The sequence below is a fragment of the Pseudomonas sp. B13(2017) genome, assembly GCF_002113245.1.
Lineage (GTDB): Bacteria > Pseudomonadota > Gammaproteobacteria > Pseudomonadales > Pseudomonadaceae > Aquipseudomonas > Aquipseudomonas putida_Z.
Map to the genome: position 1 here is coordinate 192,917 of NZ_NEJX01000006.1, position 26,372 is coordinate 219,288.

General features: G+C 65.5%; 25 protein-coding genes and 1 tRNA gene. 11 read left to right on the plus strand and 15 right to left on the minus strand.

What is annotated here, in order from left to right:
• The first annotated feature begins 145 nt into the window (after positions 1-145).
• The 5 genes from CAG44_RS10935 to CAG44_RS10960 all read left to right on the plus strand — a co-directional run bounded on the left by CAG44_RS10935 (position 146) and on the right by CAG44_RS10960 (position 4,707).
• Positions 146-928 carry a VacJ family lipoprotein gene (locus CAG44_RS10935; RefSeq protein ID WP_085692129.1) on the plus strand — a complete coding sequence of 261 codons (783 nt, stop codon included), beginning with the start codon at positions 146-148 and terminating at the stop codon, positions 926-928.
• On the plus strand, positions 918-1,151 hold the full coding sequence (locus tag CAG44_RS10940; RefSeq protein WP_085692130.1) for a hypothetical protein: 234 nt from the start codon (positions 918-920) through the stop codon (positions 1,149-1,151). The genes CAG44_RS10935 and CAG44_RS10940 overlap by 11 nt, the downstream gene beginning before the upstream one ends.
• A 257-nt stretch (positions 1,152-1,408) precedes the next feature.
• Complete coding sequence (locus tag CAG44_RS10950; RefSeq protein WP_085617563.1) at positions 1,409-2,641, plus strand: MFS transporter; 1,233 nt, start codon at positions 1,409-1,411, stop codon at positions 2,639-2,641.
• Between the two features lie 36 nt (positions 2,642-2,677).
• A complete protein-coding gene (locus CAG44_RS10955; protein ID WP_025338469.1) occupies positions 2,678-3,451 on the plus strand; it encodes a helix-turn-helix domain-containing protein in 774 nt (257 codons plus the stop codon).
• A 107-nt stretch (positions 3,452-3,558) separates the two neighbouring features.
• Entirely contained in the window at positions 3,559-4,707 is a 1,149-nt protein-coding gene (locus tag CAG44_RS10960; RefSeq protein WP_085692131.1) for a M14-type cytosolic carboxypeptidase, read from the plus strand.
• A 117-nt stretch (positions 4,708-4,824) separates the two neighbouring features.
• Here CAG44_RS10960 and CAG44_RS10970 read toward each other — a convergent pair whose 3' ends face one another.
• From CAG44_RS10970 to CAG44_RS11000, 7 genes are read right to left on the minus strand one after another with little or no spacing between them, the layout of a single operon-like run.
• Positions 4,825-5,793: a spore coat U domain-containing protein gene (locus CAG44_RS10970; RefSeq protein ID WP_085592945.1), complete on the minus strand. Its 969-nt coding sequence runs from the start codon at positions 5,791-5,793 to the stop codon at positions 4,825-4,827.
• Positions 5,790-8,183, minus strand: a complete 2,394-nt coding sequence (locus CAG44_RS10975; protein WP_371858547.1) for a fimbria/pilus outer membrane usher protein — start codon at positions 8,181-8,183, stop codon at positions 5,790-5,792. Before CAG44_RS10975 ends, CAG44_RS10970 begins: the two co-directional genes overlap by 4 nt.
• Before the next feature lie 12 nt (positions 8,184-8,195).
• Positions 8,196-8,972 (minus strand): molecular chaperone, encoded by a 777-nt coding sequence (locus CAG44_RS10980; protein ID WP_085692132.1) that lies wholly within the window; start codon positions 8,970-8,972, stop codon positions 8,196-8,198.
• Positions 8,973-9,011: 39 nt separating this feature from the next.
• Positions 9,012-9,515, minus strand: coding sequence for a spore coat U domain-containing protein (locus CAG44_RS10985; protein WP_085592943.1), 504 nt, complete (start codon positions 9,513-9,515; stop codon positions 9,012-9,014).
• Between the two features lie 3 nt (positions 9,516-9,518).
• Positions 9,519-10,049: a spore coat U domain-containing protein gene (locus CAG44_RS10990; RefSeq protein ID WP_085692133.1), complete on the minus strand. Its 531-nt coding sequence runs from the start codon at positions 10,047-10,049 to the stop codon at positions 9,519-9,521.
• An 18-nt stretch (positions 10,050-10,067) separates the two neighbouring features.
• Positions 10,068-10,604: a spore coat U domain-containing protein gene (locus tag CAG44_RS10995; RefSeq protein ID WP_085692134.1), complete on the minus strand. Its 537-nt coding sequence runs from the start codon at positions 10,602-10,604 to the stop codon at positions 10,068-10,070.
• Between the two features lie 30 nt (positions 10,605-10,634).
• Positions 10,635-11,162: a spore coat U domain-containing protein gene (locus CAG44_RS11000; RefSeq protein ID WP_085692135.1), complete on the minus strand. Its 528-nt coding sequence runs from the start codon at positions 11,160-11,162 to the stop codon at positions 10,635-10,637.
• A 264-nt stretch (positions 11,163-11,426) separates the two neighbouring features.
• On the opposite strand from CAG44_RS11000, the gene CAG44_RS11005 reads away from it, so the two are divergent.
• From CAG44_RS11005 to CAG44_RS11015, 3 genes are read left to right on the plus strand one after another with little or no spacing between them, the layout of a single operon-like run.
• Positions 11,427-13,676 (plus strand): ATP-binding protein, encoded by a 2,250-nt coding sequence (locus CAG44_RS11005; RefSeq protein ID WP_085692136.1) that lies wholly within the window; start codon positions 11,427-11,429, stop codon positions 13,674-13,676.
• A gap of 15 nt (positions 13,677-13,691) precedes the next feature.
• Positions 13,692-14,153, plus strand: coding sequence for a response regulator (locus CAG44_RS11010; protein ID WP_015269730.1), 462 nt, complete (start codon positions 13,692-13,694; stop codon positions 14,151-14,153).
• A 13-nt stretch (positions 14,154-14,166) separates the two neighbouring features.
• On the plus strand, positions 14,167-16,554 hold the full coding sequence (locus CAG44_RS11015) for a response regulator (RefSeq protein ID WP_085692137.1): 2,388 nt from the start codon (positions 14,167-14,169) through the stop codon (positions 16,552-16,554).
• 91 nt (positions 16,555-16,645) lie between these two features.
• Here the strand turns inward: CAG44_RS11015 and CAG44_RS11020 are convergent.
• Positions 16,646-16,720, minus strand: a tRNA-Gln gene (locus tag CAG44_RS11020).
• 260 nt (positions 16,721-16,980) lie between these two features.
• On the opposite strand from CAG44_RS11020, the gene CAG44_RS11025 reads away from it, so the two are divergent.
• A complete protein-coding gene (locus tag CAG44_RS11025; RefSeq protein ID WP_025338457.1) occupies positions 16,981-17,223 on the plus strand; it encodes a DUF465 domain-containing protein in 243 nt (80 codons plus the stop codon).
• A 1-nt stretch (position 17,224) separates the two neighbouring features.
• Here CAG44_RS11025 and CAG44_RS11030 read toward each other — a convergent pair whose 3' ends face one another.
• On the minus strand, positions 17,225-17,650 hold the full coding sequence (locus tag CAG44_RS11030) for a DUF1810 domain-containing protein (RefSeq protein ID WP_085692138.1): 426 nt from the start codon (positions 17,648-17,650) through the stop codon (positions 17,225-17,227).
• 159 nt (positions 17,651-17,809) lie between these two features.
• On the opposite strand from CAG44_RS11030, the gene zapE reads away from it, so the two are divergent.
• On the plus strand, positions 17,810-18,880 hold the full coding sequence (gene zapE, locus CAG44_RS11035) for a cell division protein ZapE (RefSeq protein WP_085692139.1): 1,071 nt from the start codon (positions 17,810-17,812) through the stop codon (positions 18,878-18,880).
• Positions 18,881-19,007: 127 nt separating this feature from the next.
• Here zapE and CAG44_RS11040 read toward each other — a convergent pair whose 3' ends face one another.
• Positions 19,008-20,897 carry a propionyl-CoA synthetase gene (locus tag CAG44_RS11040; RefSeq protein ID WP_085692140.1) on the minus strand — a complete coding sequence of 630 codons (1,890 nt, stop codon included), beginning with the start codon at positions 20,895-20,897 and terminating at the stop codon, positions 19,008-19,010.
• 180 nt (positions 20,898-21,077) lie between these two features.
• Between CAG44_RS11040 and CAG44_RS11045 the strand changes: the two genes are divergently transcribed.
• Entirely contained in the window at positions 21,078-21,944 is an 867-nt protein-coding gene (locus CAG44_RS11045; RefSeq protein WP_085592929.1) for a LysR family transcriptional regulator, read from the plus strand.
• Here the strand turns inward: CAG44_RS11045 and CAG44_RS11050 are convergent.
• The 5 genes from CAG44_RS11050 to CAG44_RS11070 form a co-directional block, all read right to left on the minus strand.
• Positions 21,918-23,072 (minus strand): HPP family protein, encoded by a 1,155-nt coding sequence (locus CAG44_RS11050; RefSeq protein WP_085692141.1) that lies wholly within the window; start codon positions 23,070-23,072, stop codon positions 21,918-21,920. The genes CAG44_RS11045 and CAG44_RS11050 overlap by 27 nt on opposite strands.
• Positions 23,073-23,488: 416 nt before the next feature.
• A complete protein-coding gene (locus CAG44_RS11055; protein WP_085692142.1) occupies positions 23,489-24,808 on the minus strand; it encodes a sensor histidine kinase in 1,320 nt (439 codons plus the stop codon).
• On the minus strand, positions 24,805-25,473 hold the full coding sequence (locus CAG44_RS11060; RefSeq protein WP_013971919.1) for a response regulator transcription factor: 669 nt from the start codon (positions 25,471-25,473) through the stop codon (positions 24,805-24,807). Before CAG44_RS11060 ends, CAG44_RS11055 begins: the two co-directional genes overlap by 4 nt.
• Positions 25,474-25,788, minus strand: a complete 315-nt coding sequence (locus CAG44_RS11065) for a PepSY domain-containing protein (protein WP_025338450.1) — start codon at positions 25,786-25,788, stop codon at positions 25,474-25,476. It abuts the gene before it with no gap.
• Positions 25,788-26,099, minus strand: coding sequence for a PepSY domain-containing protein (locus CAG44_RS11070; RefSeq protein WP_025338449.1), 312 nt, complete (start codon positions 26,097-26,099; stop codon positions 25,788-25,790). The genes CAG44_RS11065 and CAG44_RS11070 overlap by 1 nt, the downstream gene beginning before the upstream one ends.
• Between the last annotated feature and the right edge of the window lie 273 nt (positions 26,100-26,372).

Here is a 26,372-nt window from a genome sequence, read left to right on the forward strand (position 1 = left end):
TACCAAGCCGTACTTTAAGGCCATCCCCACGCAGCCGTCATATATTTCAACCCGGAAACAAAGTGTCGACGCCGAGACAATCCGGACATTCCCAGGCAAAGAAAACTGCGCAGCATCGCCGCCAGTTCTTGCCAGGAATGTATCTATGTCCCGTTCATCATCCGCCTCCCGCTCAGCGCGCTCAGCCGCGCTGGCCTTGTCGCTGCTTGCGGCGGGAGGCTGCAGCCAACGTGCACCGGCCACGGCGGCCTGCGGCAATGTCGCCTATCAGGTCAGTGACCCGGCCGAGCCCGCCAACCGCGCCGTATTCGCCTTCAACCGCACGGTCGATGACTATCTGCTGGCCCCCGTCGCCCGGGGCTACACCGCGCTGCCCGGTTTTGCCCAACAGGGCATGCACAACTTTGCCAGCAACTTCGGTGAGCCCAAGGTGTTCGTCAACGACTTGCTGCAGGGCAATGGCGAACGGGCGATGACCAGCCTCAGCCGCTTCATCTTCAACACCACCCTGGGTGTGGCGGGGCTGGTCGACGTGTCTGGCAAGATGGGGCTAAGCCAGCATCGCTCGGACTTTGGCCAGACCTTCGGGGTGTGGAACATCGCCGCAGGCCCCATCGTCGAGCTGCCGCTGCTGGGCACCCACAACCTGCGCGATGCCAGCGGCACGCTGCTGGGCCTGGCACTGGACCCGTTTGGCGGCAACAGCGATACCGTCGAAACCATGGGCAACGTAGCCACGGCCGGCGGCATCGTCGATGCACGGGCCGAAGCACTGCCATTGACCGACCTGCTGCGCACCTGGCCTGACTACTACCTTGCGCTGCGTGACTATACCGCGCAGCGGCGCAGCAACCGGGTGGCAGAAGGCAAGGCCGGCGAGCCGGGGGAGTGGCCAGTGGATTGTGCAGGGGGTGCCCGTGAAGAATGATGCCCAAGCCGCCGTGCTGCTGTTCAGGCGCCTGGAAGGCGCTGCCCGGCAACCGCTTTTGCTGCATGAACTGGAGGCCCGGGTTTCGGCCGATGGCCGGAGCCTGGTGCTGAGCCGCTATCGCGAACGCTTTACCGCCGAAGGCAAGCCCTACCGGCACGAGGCTCACCGCAGCGTACCGATTGCAGCATTGCTGCGCTGGGTGGCGCGGCAGGGTCAGTGAAATTGGGGCCGCTTTGCGGCCCTTCGCGGGCACGCCCGCTCCCACAGGTGTCGCGCTGAGCTCAGGAAGTACGCGGTTCCGGTGGGAGCGGGCGTGCCCGCGAAGGGCTGCAAAGCAGCCCCAATAAAGCCGCAGCCTCGATGGATATGTCCGAAACGCGACAGTGGCTGCCTGTTCGGCGTGAGACAGGCAAACCGGGCACTGGCTACCCTTCTTCGGCAAATGCCTTGTTCCCTTTCGCCAGAAGAAGATCGCCCATGACGACCTCCACCGCCTCCATGGCCGCCACCACACCTGCCGACCAACCCCAGGGCTTTCTGGTCCGCATCGTCGGCGCTGCCGCATTCGCCCATCTGCTCAACGACCTGATCCAGGCCGTGCTGCCATCCATCTACCCGATGCTCAAGAGCGATTTCGCGCTGAGCTTTGCCCAGATCGGCTGGATCGCCCTGATCTACCAGGTGACCGCGTCCCTGCTGCAACCCTGGGTCGGCCTGTACACCGACAAGCACCCGCAACCCTACCTGCTGCCGGCCGGCATGCTGGTGACGCTGGTGGGCATCGCCCTGCTCGCCTTCGCCAGCAGCTATGAAATGCTGCTGGTAGCCGCGGCGGTGGTCGGCGTGGGCTCGGCGACCTTCCACCCCGAAGCCTCGCGAGTGGCCAGGATGGCCTCCGGTGGGCGCTTCGGCACCGCGCAATCGACCTTCCAGGTCGGTGGCAACACCGGCTCGGCCCTCGGCCCGCTGCTGACGGCTGCCATCGTCATTCCGCACGGCCAACCGGCCATTGCCTGGTTCATGCTGGCCGCCGCGCTGGCGGTATTCGTGCTGCTGCGGGTGACCGGCTGGACCGTGCGCCACGGCCAGACCCGGCTCAAGTCCTTCGCCGGCCAGCAGGCCCCCGGCCTGTCGCGTGGCGCCATGTGGCGCGCCGTGGCGGTTATCGCCGTGCTGATGTTCGCCAAGTTCGTCTACATCGCCTCGTTCACCAACTACTTCACCTTCTACCTGATCGAGCATTTCGGCCTGAGCGTGCAGCACAGCCAGCTGTACCTGTTCGTGTTCCTCGCGGCCGTGGCCCTGGGCACCTTCGCCGGTGGCCCGGTGGGTGACCGTATCGGGCGCAAGGCGGTGATCTGGGTCTCGTTCCTCGGCGTGGCGCCCTTCGCCCTCGCCCTGCCCTACGCCAACCTGGCCTGGACGGCAGTACTGGCGGTGGCCATCGGCCTGGTGATGTCCTCGGCCTTCGCCGCCCTGGTGGTGTACGCCCAGGAGGCCGTGCCGGGCCGGGTCGGCATGGTGTCGGGGGTGATGTTCGGGTTGATGTTCGGTATCAGCGGCATCGGCGCCGCCGGGCTCGGCGAACTGGCCGACCGGCATGGCATCGAGTGGGTGTACCAGGTCATCTCGTTCCTGCCGCTGCTGGGGTTGGCCACCGCGCTGCTGCCGGCAACCCGCTCGCAAGCCCGCCCCAGCCGCTGCTGTTAAAGTGGGCGTGCCAGGCTGCCCGTACAAGAGGTCGAAATGCTGAAGCCGCAGCACGAATTGCTGGTGGAGGTGGATGAGTGGAGCTGGGAGGTGGGCAGCCGTGCGACGGACTACCCGACCGACTGGTTCATCGAGCCCCACAGCCATGCCAAGCACCAACTGATCTATGCCATCAAAGGCCTGATGATCGTCGAGTCCGGTAACGAACGCTGGACCGTGCCACCCAGCCGCGGCGTATGGATGCCCTGCGGCCAGGTGCACGCGATCCGCTGCGTGGGCGATGTGAAGATGCGCAGTGTGTTCGTGCGCACCGACGCGGCGGTGCAGTTGCCCGTGCAGAGCAAGGCTATCAGCATCTCGCCGTTGCTCAGCGAACTGATCAAGGCCTCCGTAGGTTTTACCGCGCCGTTTGCCGAGGACTCGCGTGAAGCCCGGGTGATGCGCCTGATCCTCGACGAGATCTGCGTGCTGCCGACCTTGCCGCTGAAGCTGTCGCAGCCCGGCGACAAGCGCCTGCAGGCAATCTGCGCCGCGCTGCACGAGCGGCCTGACGATAACGCCACCGTGGCCGACTGGGGCCAGCAGCTGGGGGTGGACGAAAAGACCATCCAGCGCCTGTTCCGCAAGGAAACCGGCATGACCTTCGGCCAGTGGCGCCAGCAGGCGCGGCTGATGCAGGCACTGGAGCGGATTGCCCTGGGCGAGCGGATCATCGATGTGGCGGGGACGCTGGGGTATGACAGCCCAAGTGCCTTCGCCAGCATGTTCAAGCGCCAGTTCGGTATCACGCCGAGTCAGTTCTTCAAATAGCCTGTAGGAAACGTATGATATCGCCCACGCGTTGCTGATCTCGCACAGCAACCCTGTCAAGCCGTGTACAGTACCCTCACAACAAAGCCCCAGAAGGAGCCCGGTACATGACCGTGACGCTGTCCCCCCTGCAGATCGACTGCGATTTCGACTCCGGCAACATCCAGGTGCTGGATGCCAGTAACCCGGCCCGGGTGCACCTGGCCATCCGCCCGGACACCCACAGCGGCCACTACCAGTGGTTCCACTTCAAGGTCAGCGGGCTGACGCCGGGCCAGATCCATCGCTTCAGCCTCGACAACGCCTCCGGTTCCTCCTACAAGAACGCCTGGAGCGGCTACAACGCCGTGGCCTCCTACGACCAGCAAACCTGGTTTCGCGTCCCCAGCCAGTTCGACGGCACGGCGCTGTCGTTCGAGGTAAAGGCCGAACAGCCGCACATCTGGTTCGCCTACTTCGAGCCCTACCCGCGCGCGCGCCACAACCAGCTGATCGAGCGTGCACGGCAACTGCCGGGGGTCGAATTGCTCGCCAGTGGCCGCAGCGTACAGGGCCGCGACATTCCCCTGCTGCGTGCCGGCGATGGCGCCGCAGGCAAGCGCAAGCTGTGGCTGATTGCCCAGCAACACCCGGGCGAACACATGGCCGAATGGTTCATGGAGGGCGTGATCGACCGTCTGCAGGCCAACGACGCGGTGATCCGGCAGTTGCTGGCCAAGGCCGACCTGTACCTGATCCCCAACATGAACCCCGACGGCGCCTTCCTCGGCCACCTGCGCACCAACTTCAAGGGCAAGGACCTCAACCGTGCCTGGCAGGACGCCAGCGTCGAGCTCAGCCCCGAGGTGTTCTTCGCCCAGGCGCAGATGAAGCAATACGGCGTGGATGCGTTCATCGACGTACATGGCGACGAGGAGATTCCCCATGTGTTCACCGCGGCCTGCGAGGGCAACCCCGGCTACACGCCGCGTCTGGCCAAGCTGGAAGAGCAGTTCCGCAGCACCCTGTGCAGCCTGACCCGCGACTTCCAGACCGTGCATGGCTACACCCGCGACGAACCGGGGCAAGCCAACACGACGCTGGCCTGCAATGCGGTGGGGATGGCGCATGACTGCCTGTCACTGACTCTGGAAATGCCGTTCAAGGACCATGACGACGCGCCGGATGCCGTCACCGGGTGGTCGGGGGCGCGCTCGAAAGCGTTGGCCGGGGCGGTGCTGGAGACACTGGCGAAGATGGTTGGCGATTTGCGCTGAGCCTGTGGGAGCGGGCGTGCCCGCGAAGAATCCAACGCGGTGTATGGCACCGGCTTCGCCGGTGTTCGCGGGCACGCCCGCTCCCACAAGGTCCCTCGGCCGATAGCAATCCTGCGCTCAGAACTGCACATCCAGAAGCACGCTGTCGGTATAGGTCGCAGCCGGGGGTGTAGCCTGGTCGGTGTAAACCTTGGCGTTGTAGTTGAACACCTGGCTACCGGTGCCGGTCCCCGTGCCGGGGTTCACATCGGCATCGGCACTGGCCCGTCGCGCAGCCCCTACCGAACCCCAGCGCACCGCACCGGCGCCCTTGAAAATGTCATAGGCCAGGTAGTTGTTGGCCGCCGACTTCATCCGCCGCCGCCCATTGGCCACGTTCTGCCCGTCATCCAGGCCCACGGTGTAGTTGCTGCCCTTGGTGCACGACACGCTCAGGCTCTGGCTCACCGTGCCGAACCCCGCCACCACCGGCGCGCTGGCGAAATTGATGCTGGGTGTGGTGATCTGGCAGTCGTTGGTCACCGTCATGCTCACCAGCAGGGTCTTGGTACCAGTGCCCTGGTCTCGCCCTATGCAAAGCCCGCCAACACCAATCCCGTCGCAATAGTCCCAGGTCCATTCGACAGTGAGGGTTTCCTGATACAACCCGGCCGATACGTTGCTGCCTACCTGCGTGCGCATGTAGATGGGCACGTTCTTCGGTGTACCGTTGAGCAACCCGAGCAAGTCGAGGATGCCGGTGGTCCTGAATTCGAAGGCGGTGCCACGGGTAATCGGATAGGTGGTCGTGGCGTCGGCATACAGCGTGTAGGGGATCACATCCCCGGTAGGGCCTACCAGCCCGCTGGTGGTAGAGGTGACCTTGATCTTGAAGGAGTCGGTGCTGCTGAGCACGCTGATCACCGAACCGTTGCATTGCAGGCCCGAGTTGGTACTGGAAGCTGTCTGTACCGCGCCACGTACCTGGGTCGAGTTGAGCGAACCAAACGCCGCCGGCGTAGTCAGCACTGACGTGCACTTGGCCCAGGCCGAGCCCGCCCACAACAACAAGGCGCATGCCCACAAACCACGCCAGCAGGCCTTCACTTGCACACCAACGGGCCGATCAAAGGGATCGAACCTTGTGCTTCAGGCAGGTCGAACGCCACCTGGCACTGCCCGCCCCCTTCCAGCTCCACCTGCAGGCGGTTATGCGGCGCCAGGTTCTCCAGATACACCAGGCCATCCCAACCGACCACCGCCTGGCTGCCGCTTTCTGCATGGGTGACACGGCTGCCCAGCTTGAGCACCTGCCGGTCGGCGTCCACCAGTTCGACACTGGCCGCCAGCACGCGCCTGAGCGGGAACTCCAGCAGGTAGCCGCTGCCCCGGCGCACCGCCACCCGCTGCTCCACTTCCGGCGCGAGGATGTCCGGCGGCAAGTCCATGGGGTCGATCTCGTACTTGCCGCGGTAGTAACCGCTGCTGTACGGCACCAGCAGGTGGCCACCGGCATCGGTGCGGCCGACCTCCTGGTTTTCATAGCGCACAGGCACATCGGCGTAACCACCGGTGCTGACCACCACGAAGGCATCGTCGATGCGGTTGGCAGCGAACAGCCCGGCATCCATCCACACCAGCGAACCACTGGCGTCGGCCCAGCGGGTCATCTCGCCACTGCTGCCATACACACCGGCCTGCAACTGCACCGACTGCAGGCGCCAGGTGACATCGGCCTGGCGGTAGGCATCGCGCTCGCTACCGGCGGCGTAGCCCAGGTTGTAACCGACACCACCACCCACCGGCGTCGCGCGGCTGTAGTTGACCCGCTGCAGGCTTTCGCCTTGCTGGCTGCGCTCCATGCCCAAGGCCAGGGTGCCGTGCAGGTCGAACGGGATCACCAGTTGCGCCTGCACCGCCCACTGGCTGTCCCCCACTTCACGGTTGGCCGACAGATACACGCTGCTGTTGCCCCACAGCGGCCTGCTGTAGCTCAGGTTGATCAACCGGGTTCGTGCACCGTCGCCGGCGCGCACATCGAAATAGCCGGCGCCGATGTTGCCGTATTCGTTCAGGTTCAGGCTCAACGTGACCTGTTCGCTGCGCTGGCTCAGCTGTATGTCCCGGCTGTCGACCCGGGTCAGGTCGGCATAGTCGCCATGGCGTTGCAGGCGCTGGTAGCTGAAGCCGATGCGCTGGCTGTTGTACTGGTAACCGAGGGCGACCTGGTGGCCCTGGTCGCCGTCGAACCGGCTCTGCGCCAGGGCCGCGTTGAGCACGCCGAAGTTGCCCAGCCGCATGTTGCCGCCCAGGCCGCCCAGCATCAGCGATTCGGCGCTTTCGGCATGGGTCTCCAGGGTGAAGATGTCGCTGACCCCGTAGCGCAGGCTGGCCGAAGCAACCCCTGGGCCGTAGGCAAAATCGCGCACCCCGTAGTCACGGCGCAGGCTGCCGGCTGCCACCGAATAGTCGCTCAGGCCCTGCTGCAGCAGGCTGCTGGTGACGTAGAACGGCAAGGTGGTCGACACCTGCCGGCCAAGGGCATCGGTGGTAACCACCACCGCCTCCCCGGCGCCGTTGATGAACGGCACGTTGGTCAACGTGTAGGGGCCCGGCTGCAATTCGCTGGTGCTGGACTTGTAGCCATTGATGAACAGGTCCAGCGAGGTCGGTACCGCCGCCTCACCGGAGAACGCCGGCAGCGGATAGGTGACCAGGTCGGGGCGCGCAGCGAAATCGCGCGACAACTGCAGGCCACCGACCCGCACCGAGCTGGTCCAGGGCAAGGCCCCGGTTATCAGGTCACCGGCTTCGTAGGTCAGCAGGCGCTGCTCGTCGGTGAAGCGCCAGGTGGTGTCGTAGCGCAAGAAGCCCTGGCGCGTGTCGTCGGTCGGCGCACCATTGAACGACTGGCGCCATTGCCCGGTGCTGGAGAACGTACCCCAGCTGTCGAACAGACGCAGTTCGTTCCAGGCCGCCAGGTAGCTGCCGCCGTCATCGGTGTCGTTCAGGTACAGGTCGTAGTTGAACAAGGCGCCGAAACTGCTGCGCGCATCGCTGGCCGGGTACAGGTTGCGGTCGCCCAGCTGCTGGTCGGGCAGCCAGGCCGGCGGCACTTGCAGCAGCAGGCGCTGGTTCTGGCTGTCGTAGTCGGCGTGCAGCCCGGCGATGGCCTCCAGGGCCACCTCGCCCTGCGGGTTGCCTGGCAGGGAGACGCCGGCCGCCCGCAACACCTCGCTGTCCAGGTACAACTGCCCGGCGCGCTGCTGCACCGGCACCAGTTCAGCCCTGGGCATCTGGTTCACCAGCAGCTCGAGGTACAACGTGGCATCGGCGATCGCGGACAGCTCCGTGGGTGGTGGCGGCAGGTCGTCGGCCAGCACCAGGCCAGGGCCGATCAGGGCCAGCCCCAGGCACCAGCGGTGCGTCCTCGCGGTCAGCCCCCTCACACACGGTTTCCAACCATTGCCGGGTCCTCCCTGGCCCCTGCGCGGCATTCAGGCGCAGGCTCATTGGCTTTGGCGGATGGCGTCCGCGCTGCTCTGGCCGTTTACCCTCCCCTTCAGCACACTGCCGGCACTCGGTGCCAGCGGTGCCGGCCAGCGCATGCTGGCCCCCGGCAGCACATAGCCCAGCAGGCCCTCGGCCAGTGGCTTGCTCTGGCTGCCCTGCTGCACCACCACATCGGTCAGCCGCGCATGCACCGCGCCGGTGTTGCGCAGCTCCACGTACGGCTTGCCCTGCACGGTCACCGCGCGCCAGCTGAGTTGCGGCTTGCCGACGCCCTCGGCATTTCGCTTGCCCGCGGGATCGGCCTTGCCCCACAGGCCTTCGCCGTAGACGAACAGGGGTACCGAGTAGCGCATCTGCAGGCGGATCGCCGCGGTGGTGCCGGGCTCGGCCTTGTCGACGGGGATGGCGGGCGGAATTTCGTCGATGATGATGCGGTAGGCCTGCTCCTGGCCGACTGGCGAGGGGCCGGTGCGGGTCAGGCGGATCAGTTGCTTCTGCCCGGGGGCGATGTTGGCCACCGGCGGGCTGCCAATGATCTCGCGCTGCGCCTGGTACTGTTCCTGATAGTCACCCTGGCGCCAGGCGAACACCCGCACCTGCAGGTTGGCCGGTGCCGTGCCGCGGTTTTCCAGCCACAGTGCGCCGGCCTTCTGGTCAGCCTCCAGCACCGGGTCGATCGGCCAGATCAGCACCGAGGTGGCCGCCCCGGCCGGCAGGCTCGCCAGCCACAATGCTCCGATCAATCCACGCGCCCACTTCGCGCCTGCCCCCATGAAGCTCTCCTTGAATACCGGTCGTTGGTGCCGGTGCATTCACCAGGTCACCGTCACTTGCACCACATCGGTGTAGGTCCCCGCCGGCTGCGTGCCGGTCAGCTGGACCCGCCCGTACACCGGCAGCTTGATCGCCGTCGGGTCGGTGTAGCTCACGGCCACGCTCTGGCCGATCCCCAGGCTCTGGCTGTAGGCCGCGTCCCGGTACAACTGGTAGGCCAGCACCTGCGTGCCGCCCGTACGCTTGAGGTTGCGTGTGCCACTGGCACTGTTCTGCCCGCCATCCACGCTCATGCTCAAGGCCACCCCCGGGGTGCACTGGAAGGTCACCGTGCTGCCGCCCAACGAGGTGCCGATGACTCCGCTGGCCAGCGCCGATTGCGAACCGTAGTCGAGCGTCCCGAAGCTGCTCACACCGCCCACCACCAGGCACCCGGCAACGATCTGCGCCGTCACCTGGAAGCTGCTGGTGGTCGCCGCATCCAGAGGCGCGGCCAGCAGCACGCCGAGGCCGCTCAGGCTGCCCGCCAGCCAGCTGCGCATGGTTCAGAACGACAGCTCGACGGACACTGTGTCGGTGTACACCCCCGCCGGCAGGCCGGCCTTGCCGCGTGCCTGGCCATACAGGTTGACGGTCTGGGCCGTACCGCTGCTGATCGGCAAGGTGATGGTGCCGTTGATGGCCAACACCTGCGTGCGGCCGGAATCGGTGTAGAAGTCGTACGGCACGAAGTTGCCGGCGCCATCCGCCAGCGCACGGCTGCCCCCGGTCGACTGGCCATCATGGACGCCTGCCCCCACGCGGATCACCGGTACCGTGCCGGCCGAGCAGAGAATGCTGATCGCCCCTCCTCCGCCGCCGATCACCTGGGCGTCTGCGCTGGCGAACAGGGCATCGCGAGTACCGAAGTCCAGGGCGCCGAAGTTCACCCCCGAAGTGCCCGAGCTGCCATTGACCTGGCACGCCGCGGTCAAGGTCAGCGTCGAGTCGATGGTTCCGGTCGTGGCGGCCTGCGCCTGGGAAGCCAGCATCAGCCCCAGGCCGGCAAGGATGCAGCGTGGAAGGTTCGTTCGCATCGAAATCTCCTTGTGTCGTTACCAGTCCAGGGTCACCCTCAGGGTGTCACGGTACAGCCCGGCCGGCAGCGCGCGCGGTTGCGCCACTACCACACCGTAGATGGGGATCGGTATCTGCCGGGTACTGCTGATGGTGAAGGCACGCGGCTGGCCGATGCCGTAGCGGCTGTTACCGCCTGGGTCGATCGCCAGTTGATAGGGGATCAGCTCGCGGCCGTTGCTCAGGCGCCGTATGCCGTCGCTGCCATTCAGGCCGCCGTTGATGCGCACGTTGAACGCCCGCACCTCGGGCGTGCAGCTGATCTGCAGGCTGCCCTCGCCGCTCACATCATCAACCCGGCTGCGCAGCGGCTGGTCCCAGTTCGGTCCGCGCTCGCCGAAGTCCATCAGGCCGGGGTTACCCACCGTTGCCGGTTGCGTCTCGTTGCTGCTGATCTGGCAAGCGGTGCTGATAACCAGCCGCGCCTGGATGAAACCGGTGCTGGTGCCATGCGCGGCACCACCGGGCACCAGCAGCGGGCCCAGGGAAAGCAGCAGGATCGAGGTACGGTTCATGGCGTCGCGTCCTTGTGCATGGTGGCATCCCTACCAGCTGACGGTGACTTTGAGCAGGTCAGCGTACAGGCCTGCAGGCGGTACCCAGGCCAGCTTGTCGATCCGTGCATACAACGGCAGCTCGACCGAACCGCTGTCCGGCACCCGCGCCGAATGCGCCACATTCACCGCCAGCGGTTCGCGCCAGGCAGCGTCGCGGTAAAGGCGATACGGGATGGGCCGGGCCGTGGCATCGTCACTGGCCAGGAAGCGCAAATCGCCGACGCCGCCATGCTGACCACCGTCGACGCGGACCTGATAGGGGGTGTGGGGATTGCATTCCAGGCGTGGCGGGCGCTGGCTCAACAGCGCGCCGGTGAGCGGCGCGCCAGGGCCATCCAGCCGTGCAGCAGCGCCCAGGTCTATGCGCCCCAGCGCCTGTGCCCCGGCATCGCGGGGCTGGTTGACCAGCATGCAGCCGCGCTGCACCAGCACCCGCACCTCCACCAGGAAGTCCGCCGCCATGGCGCTGCTGCTCAACATAAGGCCCAACAGGGCGGCCAGGTAGCGCTCCGTCACCTAATTATCCTTGTCGATGTCTGCTGACCTGAGCGTAGCAGCGGAGTGGCATCACGCTGCTGGCATCGAGCCATTTTTTTGTATTAGCCAAAAAGCGCTACCACCTGAAAAAAATAGCCGCACGACACAGAACGCATCGCCGAGATTCTCCTCAAATGGCCAAAGGCCGTTATCCGGGCCGATATTCTGTTAGGGTGTATCCCCTTCATCCTGCCTAGACTCATGCGGCATGCATGGAAGGACACGACAGGAGCGTTTTCATAGATGATTGCAGACAGCACGCTCACCCAAGCCCTCGAGCGCTGCGCCCAGGAGCCGATCCAGCTGCCTGGCAGCATCCAGCCCCACGGTTTCCTGCTGGTGCTGGACGAAACCGACATGCGGGTACTCCAGGCCAGTGAGAATGTCGAACACTGGCTGGGCATACCGGCCAGTGAACTGATAGGTCGCGACTTCTCCGAACTGGTCAGCGGTGCCTTCGACCTGCGCCTGCACCTGGCCCGCCTGCCACAGGACGAGGTCTTTCCGTTCCACATCAGCGATGTGTACCTGCGCCAGGACGCGCCTTGCCGCGGCAACCTGCACCTGCTGGTGCATCGTCACGACCAGGTGCTGATCGCCGAATTCGAACCCCCTCGCCTGCCGGCGGACCTTGCCGGGCAAGGCGACTACTACCCGCTGGTGCGCAGCTTCGTAGGCCGCCTGCACCAGGCCGGCAGCCTCGAGGAACTGCTGCAGCAAACCGTGCTGCAGCTCAAGCGCATCACCGGCTTTGGCAGGGTCAAGGCCTATCGCTTCGATGCCGAAGGCAACGGCCAGGTGCTGGCCGAGGTGGCCGACCCGGGCTACCCGAGCTACCTGGGCCTGTGTTTCCCCGCTTCGGACATACCGCGCCAGGCGCGCGAGCTGTACCGAATCAACCGCATCCGCGTGATCGAGGACGCCAACTACCAGGCCTCGCCGTTGCTGCCAGCTGCCAACCCGCGCACCGGCAAGCCGCTGGACCTGAGCTTTGCCGCGCTGCGCAGCGTGTCGCCAGTGCACCTGCAGTACATGCGCAACATGGGTACCCTGGCATCGATGTCGCTGTCGATCGTGGTCGACGGGCAACTCTGGGGGCTGGTGTCCTGTCATCACGAACAGCCGCGCCCGGTGGACCTGCGCACCCGTACCGCCTGCGAGCTGCTGGCCAGTGTGCTGTCGCTGCAGATCGAGTCGCGCGAGTCCCACGCCAACACTCGCCAGTTGCTGGAGCTGCGCCAACACATCGTGCGCATGATCTCGTCCATGGCCGACCATGACAGTGTCGGCGACGGCCTGCGCGACTTGCCGGAAGTACTGCTGGCCTTCGCCGGCGCCCAAGGTGCCGCGGTCATATCCGCCGAACGTTGCGACCTGATCGGCAAGACCCCTCCGGCCGCGCAGGTAAACGCCCTGGTGCACTGGCTCTCCCAGCGTGGCGAAGAGAGCGTGTTCCACAGCGACAACCTGCGCCGCGACATCGATGAACTGCCCGAGCTCGCGGCCCATGCAGGCGGTGTGCTGGCAGTGGCCATTTCGCAGATCCACTCGCACTACCTGCTGTGGTTCCGCCCCGAGCAGGTGCGCACGGTGAACTGGGCCGGGCAGCCGAACAAACAGGTCGGGCCGCAGGGCAACCTCGACCCGCGGCACAGTTTCGAAAGCTGGCAGGAAAAACTGCGCGGCTACTGCGAGCCCTGGCACCCGCTGGTCATCGAAGGCGTGCAGGAGCTGCGCACGGCAGTGCTCGGCATTGTCCTGCGCAAGGCCGAGGAACTGGCGCAGCTGGCTGGGGAGCTGCGCCGCTCGAACAAGGAGCTCGAAGCGTTTTCCTACAGCGTGTCCCATGACCTGCGCGCGCCCCTGCGCCATATTGCCGGCTACTCCGAACTGCTCGGCGAAATCGAGGGCCAGGGCCTCAGCGAGCGCGGCAGGCGCTTTCTGCAACACATCGAGGAAGCCGCGCATTTTGCCGGAAGCCTGGTCGACAACCTGCTCAACTTCTCGCAAATGGGCCGCTCTGCCCTGCGCCTGTCCGAGGTCGACCTCAACGCCCTGGTCGAGGCCATTCGCGGCGAACTGGCGCCCGACTACCAAAACCGCGAAATTGTCTGGGACATCGCCCAGTTGCCCAAGGTGGTCGGTGACCCGGCGTTCATCAACATGGCCTTGCACAACCTGCTGGCCAACGCGATCAAATACACACGTGGGCGCACCCCGGCGCGCATCGGCATCAGCGCCGTGCAACACCCGGGCGAAACCGAGATCTGCATTCGCGACAACGGCGTGGGCTTCGACATGGCCTACGCCAACAAACTGTTCGGCGTGTTCCAGCGCCTGCACCGCATGGAAGACTTCGAAGGCACCGGGATCGGCCTGGCCAGCGTGCGTCGCATCATCGAACGCCATGACGGCCGGGTCTGGGCCCATGGCAAGGTTGGCCAGGGTGCAACCTTCCACTTCACCCTCCCGCGCCACCCCGCGACTACCTGAGGCACCGCTACCATCATGCTCAAACCCATCCTGCTGGTCGAAGACAACCCACGGGACCTGGAGCTGACGCTCCTGGCGCTGGAGCGCAGCCAGTTGGCCAACGAGGTCATCGTGCTGCGTGACGGTGCCGAAGCACTCGACTACCTGCTTCGGCGCAATGCCTATGCCGAACGTGACGATGGCAACCCCGCCGTGTTGCTGCTGGACCTGAAACTGCCAAAGGTCGACGGCCTGGAGGTGCTGAAGGAAGTGCGCGCCACTGCCGAGCTGCGCAGCATCCCGACGGTGATGCTGACGTCCTCGCGCGAGGAGCCCGACCTGCTGCGCGCCTACGAGCTGGGGGTGAACGCGTACGTGGTCAAGCCGGTGGAGTTCAAGGAATTCGTCGCCGCCATTTCCGACCTGGGGGTGTTCTGGGCGGTACTCAACGAACCGCCACCCGGCTCGCTGCGCCTGAACCGGCGTGGCAGCATCTGAGGTGCCCGCGACGATGCAGCCAACGCCGCTGAAACTGCTGATGGTCGAAGACAACTCGATGGACGCCGAACTGACCCTGATGCGCCTGGAGCGCAGCGGGCTGCAAGTGCAGGCGCAACTGGTGTTCGACCATGCCGGTGTCGAGCAAGCCCTGATCGAGGCCCGCTACGACCTGATCCTGTGCGACTGCGTGCTGCCGGGCTCGTCCGGCACCGAAGTGCTGGCCATCGCCCAGCGCCTGGCACCGGACATTCCGTTCATCTTCCTGTCTGGCATCTATGGCGAAGAACATGCGGTGGAAATGATCCGCCTGGGCGCCACCGACTATGTACTCAAGAAGAACCTGCCGCTGCTGCCCAAGGCCGTACGCCGGGCCCTGACCGAAGTGCAGGAGCGCCAGCGCCGACGCCGCGCCGAAGAAGCCCTGGCCGACGTCGAGGCACGTGCACGCATTGCCATCGACGCTGCCGGCATGGGCACCTGGGACATGCGCCCGCAAGAAGGCCTGTTGTTGTGGGATGACCGCTGCAAGACCCTGTTCGGCCTGCCCGCCGATACCGAAATGAGCCTCGAGGTGTTTTACGCCGGCATCTACCCCGACGACCTGCCGCAGGTGCGCGAGGCGGTGGAGCACGCCATGTGCCCGGAAAGTGGCGGCCTGTATCGGGTCGAATTCCGCATCGCCCAACCCGCTGGCCTGGAACCGCGCTGGCTGCTCAGCAGCGGCCAGAGCCAGTTCGTCGACGGAAAGTGCGTGCGTTTTTCCGGGGTGCTGCAAGACATCCACGCCCAGCGCCTGGCCAACCAGGCACTGCACCAACTCAACGAGATGCTGGGTGAAAGGGTCGAGCGCCGCACCCGCGAACGCGACCGTGCCTGGGAGCTGTCGCAGGACTTGCTGGCCGTGCTCAACAAGGACCTGACCCCAGTCGCGCTGAACCCCGCCTGGGAAGCCAGCCTGGGCTTGTCCCGCGAACGCCTGAGCCAGTCGTCCTTGCTGCACCTGCTGCCCGAGCCCGACCAGGAGCTGCTGCTCACCGAACTGGCCGCCCTCGCCCATGGCCGCACCAGCGCCCGCTTTGTCGGGCGTATCCTGGATGCCGGTGGCCAGCAACGCTGGTTGTCGTGGGTGGTGGTGCCGGAAGACACCCTGCTGTACGTGGTGGCGCGCGACATCACCAGCGAGCGCGAAGCCGCCCTGGGCCTGGCCGAAGCCAACGCCCGCCTGCGCGAGCAGATCGCCGAGCGCGAACGTATCGAGGCCGCGCTGCAGCAGATGCAGCGGCTGGAAGCGGTCGGCCAGCTGACCGCCGGTGTGGCTCACGACTTCAACAACCTGCTGACGGTAATCCTCACCGGTGCCAGCTTCCTCGAGCGCGACCTGGCCAAAGCCGACGTTGAAAAAGCCCGTGCGCGGCTCACGCACATCCGCGAAGCCGGCGAGCGCGGCGCCAAGCTGACCTCGCAGTTGCTGGCTTTCTCCCGCCGCCAGCGCCTGGAACCGGTGGCGCTGAACCTCAACCGCACCCTGGCCGGCCTGGAAGAGTTGCTGCGCCGCACCTTGGGCGGCAATGTCTCGGTGCGCCTGGACCTGGAACCAACCCTGTGGCAGGCGCTGACCGACCCGACCCAGACCGAAATGATCATTCTCAACCTGGCGATCAATGCCCGCGATGCCATGCCCGACGGCGGCCAACTGACGCTGTCGACCCGCAACACCCGGATCGACGCCCGCCCGCAGCGCCCGGAAGACCCGGACCCTGGCGAGTACGTGATGCTGAGCATCCGCGATACCGGCTGCGGCATGAGTGAAGAGGTGCTGGCCAAGGTATTCGAGCCGTTCTTCACCACCAAGGATATCGGCAAGGGCTCGGGCCTGGGCCTGGCCCAGGTATTCGGCTTCGCCAAACAGTCCGGGGGTGGCGTGCGCATCGACACCACGCCTGGGCGTGGTACGCAGGTGGCCGTGTATCTGCCGGCAGTCAAGGGTGAAGCCGTCAACGAACCGGTGCCGTCGCTGTTCAGCCACTCGATAAGCGAAAGCGGCCGTAATCGCACCGTGCTGCTGGTGGATGACGACCATCTGGTACGCGACATGCTCGGCGATGTGTTGCGCCAGTACGGCTACCAGGTGCGCCAGGCGCACAGTGGCGAACAGGCCTTGGCCTTGCTGGATGAGCAGATCGACCTGCTACTGAGCGATTTCGCCATGCCCGAGTTCAACGGTGCGCAACTGGCACTGGCGGCACGCGAGCGGTACCCGCACCTGCCGGTGGTACTGCTAACCGGTTATGCAGAATTGCAGGGGCTGGAGTTGCCGGGCAGCCTGGTGATCCAGAAGCCGGTACAGGCCGATGAACTGGCCCGCTTGCTGAACGAGATGCTTGGAACTGCCAGGTGACCGAACAGCCCGCGACAAAACCTGCGGAAACGACAAAGCCCAGCGCTTGTCTTTCCAAGCACCGGACCGAGATACGTTTGAAGCAGGAAAATGGCAGGGGCGGCTGGATTCGAACCAACGCATGGCAGGATCAAAACCTGCTGCCTTACCGCTTGGCGACGCCCCTGTATCGGATGCAGCGTTTGCTGCTCTGACAATTCCAACTGAGTGACAACTGGGTTGTTGTCTTGGAATGCGCGGCACTTTAACAACAAACTTTCGGTCTGTGAACCCCCCGATGAAAAAAAATTACCAAAAAACAGCGAGTTAGTCATTTTCGGGGTTGGCGCGGCGACCATCCGTCGTTTTCCGCCCGCTTGGCTTCAACACAATCGCTTTCCTCCCTTCCAATCAGATGAGCCATCTGCATTGACCAAGGAGGACCCCATGCCTGTCTCCCACGACCTTTACCAGGACTTGCACTACCCGCGCGAAATCGTCCAGCAACGCCGTCAGCAGGACAAGGCACTGGACCGGCTGCTGGACGAGTACATGGACATCGACAACCAGGTGCTGGCCGCCGAGTCGATCTCGGCGGGCAACTTCGAGGATGAAGACCTGCGCCGCCTGAAAGAACGTCGGCTGGCAGTGAAGTACATGATCGAGCGCCAACTGGAGCACAAGGCCTGAACTAACCCTGCAACATGGCCAGGGTCAGGGCGTCCTGATCACCGCCGTAAAATTGCACCAGCGCCAGCTGGAACAACGGGTTGTCGGGCTCCGCCCGGGCGAACAGGGTCAGGCACGAGCGCAGCTTGAGGTGGTCGGGGCTGCCGAGCATTTCACGGGCGCTCTTGTCGCTGTGCTGCAGCAGCGCAGTCACACAAGCCTCCAGGCGTGGGCCAAGCAGCGGATGAGCCAGGTAGGCACGGGCCTCGTCGATACCGGCCAGCGCATAGCGTTCGGCCATGGCGCTGTGGCCCAGGCCATCGAGCTGCGGGAACACGTACCACATCCAGTGGCTGCGCTTGCGCCCGGCCTGCAGCTCCTGCATCACCTGGTCATACACAGGGTTCTGCGCCTCTACGAAGCGCTGCAGATCAAAGTCGGCGTGCATGCTCGCCCCTCCTCGCATCGGCTCCAGCCTCTACTGTACGCCTGCCATGGCAAACCTATCTCATCAGGCGATGATTGCCGCGCACTTTCTGTATTGGTCAAAATGGCCGCCCTCGGGCAAGCTGCACGCTGCCCCGCCATCGCCCAAGGAGCTTTGCTTTTGCCTGCCTGGATCCCTACCCCGCTACGCCAGCTTGGTCAACGCCTGCGCGGCGCCGCCGCCAACCAGAGCGAACTGCTCGGCTGGTTCGAGGACAAGGCGCACAGCCGCGGTTACCAGCTCAGCGACGGCCAACGCCGGGTGATCCACTGCATGGCCGAACAACTGGCGCAGCTCGAACAAGGCCAGCCGCGCAGCCTGTACCTGTACGGTTCGGTAGGCCGGGGCAAGAGCTGGCTGCTCGATGGCTTTTTCCAGGCCGTGCCGGTGCAGGCCAAGCTGCGCTTGCACTTCCATGACTTCTTCGCCCGCCTGCACCAGGGCATGCACCGCCACCGGGCGCTGGACGATGCATTGGGCGCGACCCTCGACGAGCTGGTGGGCGATTGCCAGGTGCTGTGCTTCGACGAATTCCATGTGCACGACATTGGCGATGCCATGCTGCTCACCCGGCTGTTCAATGCGTTGTTCTGCCGTGGCGTGTTCCTGCTGGTGACGTCCAACTATGCACCCGAAGGGCTGCTGCCCAACCCGCTGTACCACGAGCGCTTCCTGCCGGTGATCCGCCTGATCAACAGCGCGATGGAAGTGCTGGAAGTGGGTGGCGATACCGATTTCCGCAGCCTGCCGGCCAACCGCGAGCATCAGCGCTTTACCCGGGGCCACTATATGTGGCCGGGCAATGCAGCGCAGCGCCAAGCGCTGAATGTGCCCGAGCCGCAGCCGGTGATGCTGGAAGTGAACAAGCGCCCGCTGCGCGCGCTGGCCGTCGATGGCCGGCGGGTGGTGCTTGGCTTTGACGACCTGTGCGAAAAGGCCACGGCAGTGATCGACTACCTGGTGCTGGCCGGGCAGTACGATGAGTGGATCATCGATGGGCTGGATGATCTGTCTGAATGTTCGCTGGCGGCGCAGCAGCGCTTCGTCAACCTGGTGGATGTGCTGTATGACCAGGACCGGCAGGTGCTGGTGATCGGCAAGCGGCCGCTGGAAGAAAGCCTGGGCGGGCCGCTTGCCGACCTGATGCGTACGCGCAGCCGGTTGGGGCAGCTGCATCAGGTAGGGCCCTAGAACTGCATTGCCTGGGCCGGCCTCTTCGCGGGCACGCCCGCTCCCACAGGTATTGCACAGTTCTCAAGGCCTGTGACATCCCTGTAGGAGCGGGCGTGCCCGCGAAGAGGCCAGCAAGGTCAAACCCTCAGCCAGCCCTGGGCAAATCCGCCAGCACCGCCTCGATCTCCCCCAGCACCGCCGGGTCATCCAGGGTCGATGGCGGCACATAGTCCTGCCCGTCGGCAATCTTGCGCAGCACCGCCCGCAGAATCTTCCCGGAGCGGGTCTTGGGCAGCCGCTTCACCAACCGCACCCGGTTGAAGCACGCCAACGCGCCAATCTCCTCGCGCACGCTGCCCACCAGGTCCACCAGCAACTGCGCCTCGGCAATGCCCTCGCCGTCCTTGAGCACCACCAGGGCCAACGGCACCTGCCCCTTGATCTCGTCATGCACGCCAATCACCGCGCACTCGGCCACCGCCGGGTGGCGTGCCACCAGGTCCTCCATCTCGCCGGTGGACAGCCGGTGCCCGGACACGTTGATCACGTCATCGGTGCGCCCCATGATGTAGACGAAGCCGTCATCGTCCAGGTAGCCACCATCGCCGGTGTGGTAATACCCCGGGTAGGTCCGCAGGTAGGCCTGCAGGTAACGCTCATGGTCGCCCCACAGCGTCTGGCTGCACCCGGGCGGCAATGGCAGGGCGATGACGATCGAGCCCTGGTGGTTGGGCCCCAGCAGGTGGCCCTCGTCATCCAGCACGCGCACGTGATAGCCCGGCACCGCCCGGTTGCTGGACCCCGGCTTCGCCGCGCTGCCTTCCAGCCCTACGCAAGGCGCGGTGACCGGCCAGCCGGTCTCGGTCTGCCACCAATGGTCGTGCACCGGCTTGCCACTGACCCGTTCCAGCCATTCGTGGGTGCTGGAATCCAGTTTCTCGCCAGCCAGGAACAACTGGCGCAGCGAGCTCAGGTCGTGCTTGCGGATCAGCTCCCCCTCGGGGTCTTCCTTGCGGATGGCGCGCATCGCCGTGGGCGCGCAGAACAATGCGTTGACCTTGTATTGCTCCACCACCCGCCAGTAGGCCGAGGCGTCCGGGGTACGGATCGGCTTGCCTTCGTAGAACACCGTGGTGCAGCCGCTCATCAGCGGCCCATAGACGATCAGCGAATGGCCAACCACCCAGCCCACGTCGGATATGCCCCACCACACATCGCCGGCCTGCATGCCGTAGATATGGCGCATGGCGTAGCACAGCGCCACGGCATTGCCGCCGTTTTCCCGCACGATGCCCTTGGGTTTGCCGGTGGTGCCAGAGGTATACATGATGTAGAGCGGGTCGCCGGCATCCAGCTCCACCGGTGCCACCGGCTCGGCGTTGGCCAATGCCGCCTGCCAGTCCAGGTCGCGGCCTGGCTGCAGCTGGGCACGCGCCTGCGGGCGCTGCAGCACCAGCACGTTGCGCGGCTGGTGGCGGGCCAGTTGCAGGGCGCGATCGACCAGCGGCTTGTATTCGATTACCCGGTCGAACTCCAGCCCGCAGGAGGCCGTCAGCAGCAGCGCCGGCCGGGCATCGTCGATGCGCAAGGCCAGCTCGTTGGCGGCAAAGCCACCGAACACCACCGAATGCACTGCGCCAATCCGCGCGCAGGCCAGCATGGCCATGGCCGCCTGCGGCACCATGGGCATGTAGATGATCACGCCATCGCCCTTGTTCACCCCCAGCTGGCGCAACAACCCGGCCAGGCGCGCCACCTCGTCGCGCAGTTGGTGGTAGGTGTAGGCCTGCTGCACGCCGGTCACCGGCGAGTCGTAGATCAGCGCCAGCTGCTCGCCACGGCCCTGCTCGATCTGGTGATCAAGGGCCAGGTAGCAGCTGTTCAGGCGGCCATCGGCAAACCAGCGGTGGGTACCGTCGGCATTGTCTTGCAGCGTGAGGGCAGGCTTGCGGTGCCAGGCCAGGTGCGCGGCCTGCTCCGCCCAGAAAGCGGCAGGGTCGGAAATGGAATGGGCGTAGCTGTGCTGGTAGCTCATATCGAAAGAAACCCGGTACTTGTTGTTATTGAAGGGCGAAACTTGAGTATGGACCGCTACACCCGCACCGCCATGGGACTAAAGTCACAACCGACCTGCAAATTTGCAGACAACGCAAAAACGCCCCATAACGGTGCAAAGCCTCTAGAATAGGCCACCCCTTCAGCCACCGAGCAGCTCATGGACATCGATCAGGCTCGTACCTTTCTGGAAATCGTGCGTTGCGGCAGCCTGGTCGCCGCCGCCGAACGCCTGTTCGTGTCACAGACGGCGATCACCGCGCGGGTACAGCGCCTGGAGCAGCAACTGGGCTGCCAGCTGTTCGTGCGCAGCCGCAACGGCGCCAGCCTGACCAGCGACGGCGAGGCATTCGTCAGTTATGCCAACCAGATGGTGCAAACCTGGGAAGCGGCGCGCCGCGACCTGCCGCTGCCCGAAGGCTGCCAGCAAGTGCTGCACGTGGGCGCTGAGGTGAGCCTGGGCAACCCGATGCTGCTCGACTGGGTCAGTGCCCTGCACCGCGAGCTGCCCAGCCATGCCATCCGCAGCGAGGTGAGCGACGGCGAATCGCTGCTGCGCAAGGTCGAGATGGGCCTGCTGGATGCCGCACTGGTCTACCAGCCGACCTACGGCCCGGGCCTGCAGGTGGAGCAGTTGATGGAGGAAAAGCTGATCCGTGTGCGCCGGGTCGCCCAACCGGACCCGTACATCTATATCGACTGGGGCGAAGCCTTCCGTCGCCAGCACGATGCCGCCCTGCCCGACTGCGCGCGCCCGGCGCTGAGCTTCAACCTGGGCCCGCTGGCCTTGCAGTTCATACTCGACCAGGGCGGCAGTGGCTACTTCCGCACGCGGGTGGTGCAGGCCTATCTGGACAGCGGCGTGTTCGAGCGGGTACCGCAGGCGCCGGAATTCACCTACCCGACCTTCCTGGTGTACCCGCGCAAGCGCGACAGCGAAGCCCTGCAACAGGCCTTCGCCATCCTGCGCCGGCTGGTGGCCGCCGGCGCCAGCGACTGGTCACAACGCTGGGACCCGGTTATCTGAAGCCTCGGCCTTGCTGAGCAGCTGGCGCTTGAGGCCGGCGATCAGGTCGGTCTGGGTGATCACCCCCACCAACTGGTCGGCATCGAGCACCGGCAGGCAATGCAGGCCCTGTTCGCACAGCAATGGCAGCAAGCGCTCCAGCGGGTGCTGGCTGCTGACGCTGATTACCCGGCGGCTCATCACCTGCTCCATGCGCACCGCCTTGCGGCCGAACAACCCGCGCCAACTGAAGCGACCACGCTGCATGGCCGGGCCGACCAGGTCGCTGAGGCTGACTATTCCCACCAGCTTGCCCTGCTGCAGCACCGGCAGGGTTTTCAGGTGGTGGCTGGCCAGCATTTTCCAGGCCTGCTCCAGAGTGGTGTCAGGCGTGGCGAACTGCACGTCGCGGGACATCACCGAGGCCGCGGTGATACCGCCGAGGCTGCGCTGCAGGGCGTGTTGCTCGGTGGCCAGGATGATGCGTTCCAGTTCGTCACGGGTGATGTCGACGAACTCGCCCAGTTCTTCCAGGGCCTGGTCAAGGTCTTCTCCACGGATGCCGACCCGCTCGCTGGGCAGCGGATCATGGGTGTGGTGCAGGTCCTTGCGCGGCACCGTGCCTTTCGGGTAGCGCACGCCGGTGAGGCGGTTGTAGAGGATCGCCACCGCTACCAGGATCAACGCGTTGAGCAGCACCGGCTCCATCAGATGGTCGCCCATGGCGGTCAGCCCCGGGTCGGCCAGCACCGCGCTCACCGCCACCCCACCACCCGGTGGGTGCAGGCAGCGCAGCAGGCACATCACCAGGATCGAGATACCCAGGGCGGCAGCGGCCACCCACAGCTCCGGGCCGAAGCCCTGGCGCATGGCCAGGCCGACCGCGCCGGCCAGGGCATAGCTGCCCAGTACCGGCCAGGGTTGGGCCAACGGGCCCGAGTGCACGGCGAACACCAGCACGGCCGAAGCCGCCAGCGGGCCGAGCAGGTGCAAGGCGATGCTGGGGCCATAGGCCATGCTGGTCAGCCAGCCGGCGAGGAACAGGCCGAGCAACGCGCCGATACCGGCACGCAACCATTCTTTGGGGGGAATATTCAGGGGCGCTGGCAACAGCCGCTGCAGACGACTTTCGGAACGCGAGGCAGACATGTAGGTAATCGGAATCTGTAGTTTTTCTGGTTAAAAAGAAAGCCCAGCCGAGGTGGCCTGGGCCTCGTATTGCGGTTGCAATAGCACAAGGGGCTCCGTCCGTGGAGAGATGGAAACCGCAGGGTTTCGTGGGGGAATTTTGCCGGGTGGGGTGAGATTGGGCTAATTCAAAAAAATGCGGCTGTACTGCAATTTTTTTGCAGTGGTGATATGGCCCATGGGGTCATGCTTGTCGGCTCCCACAATGGGGCTGCTTTGCAGCCCATCGCCGGCAAGCCAGCTCCCACAGGGCCCTGCACATGGCTTGAGGTCGATGCGAGCGGCGTGGGAACAACTGTCTTGCTCAAATTCTAAAAGTTGGCGCGATCCCTGTGGGAGCTGGCTTGCCGGCGATGGGCCGCAAAGCGGCCCCGGCATTACCGAGCCTTGCGCGGCAAGTCGATGCTCACCCGCAAGCCACCCAGGGGGCTATCCAGCAGCGCCAGGCGCCCGCCCCAGGCCTCGACGATATCGCGCACGATGCCCAACCCCAGCCCGTGCCCGTCTACCTGCTCGTCCAGCCGCGAACCGCGCTCCAGTACCTGCTGCCGCTGGCCCTCGGGGATACCGGGGCCATCATCATCGACCCACACCTGGTAGCCCTCGGCATTCGGCACGATACCCAGCCGCACCTCGCTGTCGGCCCACTTGCAGGCGTTGTCCAGCAGGTTGCCGAGCAGCTCCAGGAAGTCCTCGCGGTCCCAAGGCAGCAGCAGCCCGGGCGGCACATCCCTGGCCAGCAGCAGGCCCTCGCCATGGATCATGCCCAGCGTCCCCAGCAACCCCGGCAGCTCGACGTCACAGTCGAACTGCGCGCCAGGCAGCGCATCCCCGGCCAGGCGCGCACGGTTCAGCTCACGCGCCAGGCGCTGCTGAATCTGCTCCAGCTGCTCACGCATCTGCGCGCGAACATCCGGCAGGTCCTTCAGGCGCTCGCTGGAGGCCAGGCTCAGCAGCACCGCCAGTGGCGTCTTCAGTGCATGGCCCAGGTTGCCCAAGGCATTGCGCGAGCGGCGCAGGCTGTCTTCGGTATGGCTCAGCAGGTGGTTGATCTGCCCCACCAGCGGCGCCAGTTCGCTGGGCACTTCGGCATCCAGCTGCGAGCGCTGGCCCTGCTGCAACTGGGCGATCTGCTGGCGTGCCCGCTCCAGCGGCCGCAGCGAGCGGGTGACGGTGATGCGCTGCAACACCAGCACCAGGATCAGCGCCACCAGGCCCATGCCCAAACCGATCTGTTGCAGGCGCCGGAAACCTTCGCGTACCGGTGAATAATCCTGTGCCACGCTGATCGAGATGTCCTGGCCCAGGCGCCGGTAGTCGGCACGCAGGGCAAGCAGTTGCTGGCCTTCCGGGCCGAGTTCGTGGCTGTCGGAAAGGCCCGGCGCGGCGGGCTTGGGCATGTCCAGATCCCACAGCGAACGGGAGCGCCAGGTGCCTTTATCGAAATCGATGCGGAAGTAATAGCCGGAAAACGGCCGCTGGTAGGCGGCCGAGATACGCCGCTCATCCAGCTGCAGGCCCGAAGGCCCGCGCACCAAGGCCACCAGCAGGTTCTCGCTTTCCTTGCGCAGGCCGTTCTCCAGATAGCGCTGCAGGCCGACCTCGAACAGCCACAGGGTCAGCTGCGCCAGCACCAGGCCGACCACCACCAGCACCGCCACCAGGCCCAGGCTCAGGCGCGCCTGGATCGACTTCACGCGGCGCTCCCGGCGTAGATGTAGCCCTGCCCGCGGCGGGTCTCGATGACGCTGCGGCCCAGCTTGCGCCGCAAGTGGTTGACGTGCACTTCCAGCACGTTGGAGTCGCGCTCGGTTTCACCGTCGTAGAGGTGCTCGGCCAAGTGGCTCTTGGACAGGATCTGCTGCGGATGCAGCATGAAGTAGCGCAGCAGGCGGAACTCGGCGGCGGTCAGCTGGATATCCACGCCGTCACGGTTCACGCACTGCCGGCTTTCGTCCAGGTGCAGGCCGGCCGCTTCCAGCGTCGGCTGGTTGGCCAGGCCACGGGCACGGCGCAACAGCGCCTGGATGCGCAGCTGCAGTTCTTCGGGGTGGAAGGGTTTGCTCAGGTAGTCATCGGCCCCGGCCTTCAGCCCTTCGATACGCTCGGCCCACGAGCCACGGGCAGTAAGGATCAACACCGGCGTGGCCAGGCCGGCGGCACGCCACTGAGCCAGCACTTCCAGGCCCGGCAGGCCCGGCAGGCCAAGGTCCAGGATGATCAAATCGTAGGGTTCGCTCTGGCCCTGGTACACCGCGTCGCGGCCATCGGCCAGCCAGTCCACGGCGTAGCCCTGGCGCTGCAGGCCGGCGGTCAGTTCATCGGCCAGCGGTACATTGTCCTCGACAAGCAACAGGCGCATTCAGTCGTCTTCCTCGTCTTTGAGCAGGGCACCGCTGCTGGCATCGAGCTTGATCTCGCGCACCACGCCTTCAGCCGTCAGCAACTCGACTTCGTATTCGTAGCGATTGTCGTCTTCTTCCAGCTCGGCCTCCAGCAGGCGCGCCCCGGGGTGACGCCCCAGGGCGGTTTCCAGCAGATGCTCGAGTGGCAGGATGATGCCCTTCTGGCGCAGTTCCAGGGCTTCGTCCTGGTCCAGGTCGCGGGCAACGGCCAGGGAACACACGGCCAGCAGGGCCAGCGCGAGGTAGCGCGCCGGCCGCAGTAGGTGGGTCATCAGTTGTCCCGCTCGTCCTTCAGCACTTCACCGGTCTTGGCGTCCAGCGCCACGTCCCATTCGACGTTCTGCGTGTCGCGCAACTCGACCTTGTAGATGTAGCGGCCGTACTCGTCTTCAAGCTCGGAGTCGGTGACGGTGGCACCCGGGTGCTTGGCCACGGCGGCGGCCTTGAGTTCGTCCAGCGACTTGACGGTCTTGGCATTGACCAGCTTGACCACTTCGTCGGGCTGCACGTCCTTGGCGATGGCGGAATGTGCACCCAGGGCAAGGGCGGCGGCTACGGTGAACAGGGCAGTCATGTGTTTCATCGTTCTTCTCTCCTGAGAACTGTGCAAGTTGTCTACGGGGTTAAGATTAACCACCGGTCCTTAATTCAACCTGAAAACAACTGGCGCCATGATAGCGCAGGTCAGGCTGCTGTCTCGCCATCACCGAATCCTGCGCGGTCCCTGTGGGAGCGGGCATGCCCGCGAACACCGGCGGAGCCGGTGCCATAAACCGCGCTGGGCCATTCGCGGGCGCGCCCGCTCCCACAGGGAATGTGACATGCTTTAGAACCTTGTTCCCTATGCGACAGCGCA

Bases quoted from the DNA above. Each gene is read 5' to 3' on its own strand.
- CAG44_RS10935 (WP_085692129.1), top strand. From the start codon at position 146: ATGTCCCGTTCATCATCCGCCTCCCGCTCAGCGCGCTCAGCCGCGCTG.
- CAG44_RS10950 (WP_085617563.1), top strand. From the start codon at position 1,409: ATGACGACCTCCACCGCCTCCATGGCCGCCACCACACCTGCCGACCAA.
- CAG44_RS10955 (WP_025338469.1), top strand. From the start codon at position 2,678: ATGCTGAAGCCGCAGCACGAATTGCTGGTGGAGGTGGATGAGTGGAGC.
- CAG44_RS10960 (WP_085692131.1), top strand. From the start codon at position 3,559: ATGACCGTGACGCTGTCCCCCCTGCAGATCGACTGCGATTTCGACTCC.
- CAG44_RS10975 (WP_371858547.1), bottom strand. From the start codon at position 8,183: ATGCCGCGCAGGGGCCAGGGAGGACCCGGCAATGGTTGGAAACCGTGT.
- CAG44_RS10980 (WP_085692132.1), bottom strand. From the start codon at position 8,972: ATGGGGGCAGGCGCGAAGTGGGCGCGTGGATTGATCGGAGCATTGTGG.
- CAG44_RS10985 (WP_085592943.1), bottom strand. From the start codon at position 9,515: ATGCGCAGCTGGCTGGCGGGCAGCCTGAGCGGCCTCGGCGTGCTGCTG.
- CAG44_RS10990 (WP_085692133.1), bottom strand. From the start codon at position 10,049: ATGCGAACGAACCTTCCACGCTGCATCCTTGCCGGCCTGGGGCTGATG.
- CAG44_RS10995 (WP_085692134.1), bottom strand. From the start codon at position 10,604: ATGAACCGTACCTCGATCCTGCTGCTTTCCCTGGGCCCGCTGCTGGTG.
- CAG44_RS11005 (WP_085692136.1), top strand. From the start codon at position 11,427: ATGATTGCAGACAGCACGCTCACCCAAGCCCTCGAGCGCTGCGCCCAG.
- CAG44_RS11010 (WP_015269730.1), top strand. From the start codon at position 13,692: ATGCTCAAACCCATCCTGCTGGTCGAAGACAACCCACGGGACCTGGAG.
- CAG44_RS11015 (WP_085692137.1), top strand. From the start codon at position 14,167: ATGCAGCCAACGCCGCTGAAACTGCTGATGGTCGAAGACAACTCGATG.
- CAG44_RS11025 (WP_025338457.1), top strand. From the start codon at position 16,981: ATGCCTGTCTCCCACGACCTTTACCAGGACTTGCACTACCCGCGCGAA.
- CAG44_RS11030 (WP_085692138.1), bottom strand. From the start codon at position 17,650: ATGCACGCCGACTTTGATCTGCAGCGCTTCGTAGAGGCGCAGAACCCT.
- CAG44_RS11040 (WP_085692140.1), bottom strand. From the start codon at position 20,897: ATGAGCTACCAGCACAGCTACGCCCATTCCATTTCCGACCCTGCCGCT.
- CAG44_RS11045 (WP_085592929.1), top strand. From the start codon at position 21,078: ATGGACATCGATCAGGCTCGTACCTTTCTGGAAATCGTGCGTTGCGGC.
- CAG44_RS11050 (WP_085692141.1), bottom strand. From the start codon at position 23,072: ATGTCTGCCTCGCGTTCCGAAAGTCGTCTGCAGCGGCTGTTGCCAGCG.
- CAG44_RS11060 (WP_013971919.1), bottom strand. From the start codon at position 25,473: ATGCGCCTGTTGCTTGTCGAGGACAATGTACCGCTGGCCGATGAACTG.
- CAG44_RS11065 (WP_025338450.1), bottom strand. From the start codon at position 25,788: ATGACCCACCTACTGCGGCCGGCGCGCTACCTCGCGCTGGCCCTGCTG.
- CAG44_RS11070 (WP_025338449.1), bottom strand. From the start codon at position 26,099: ATGAAACACATGACTGCCCTGTTCACCGTAGCCGCCGCCCTTGCCCTG.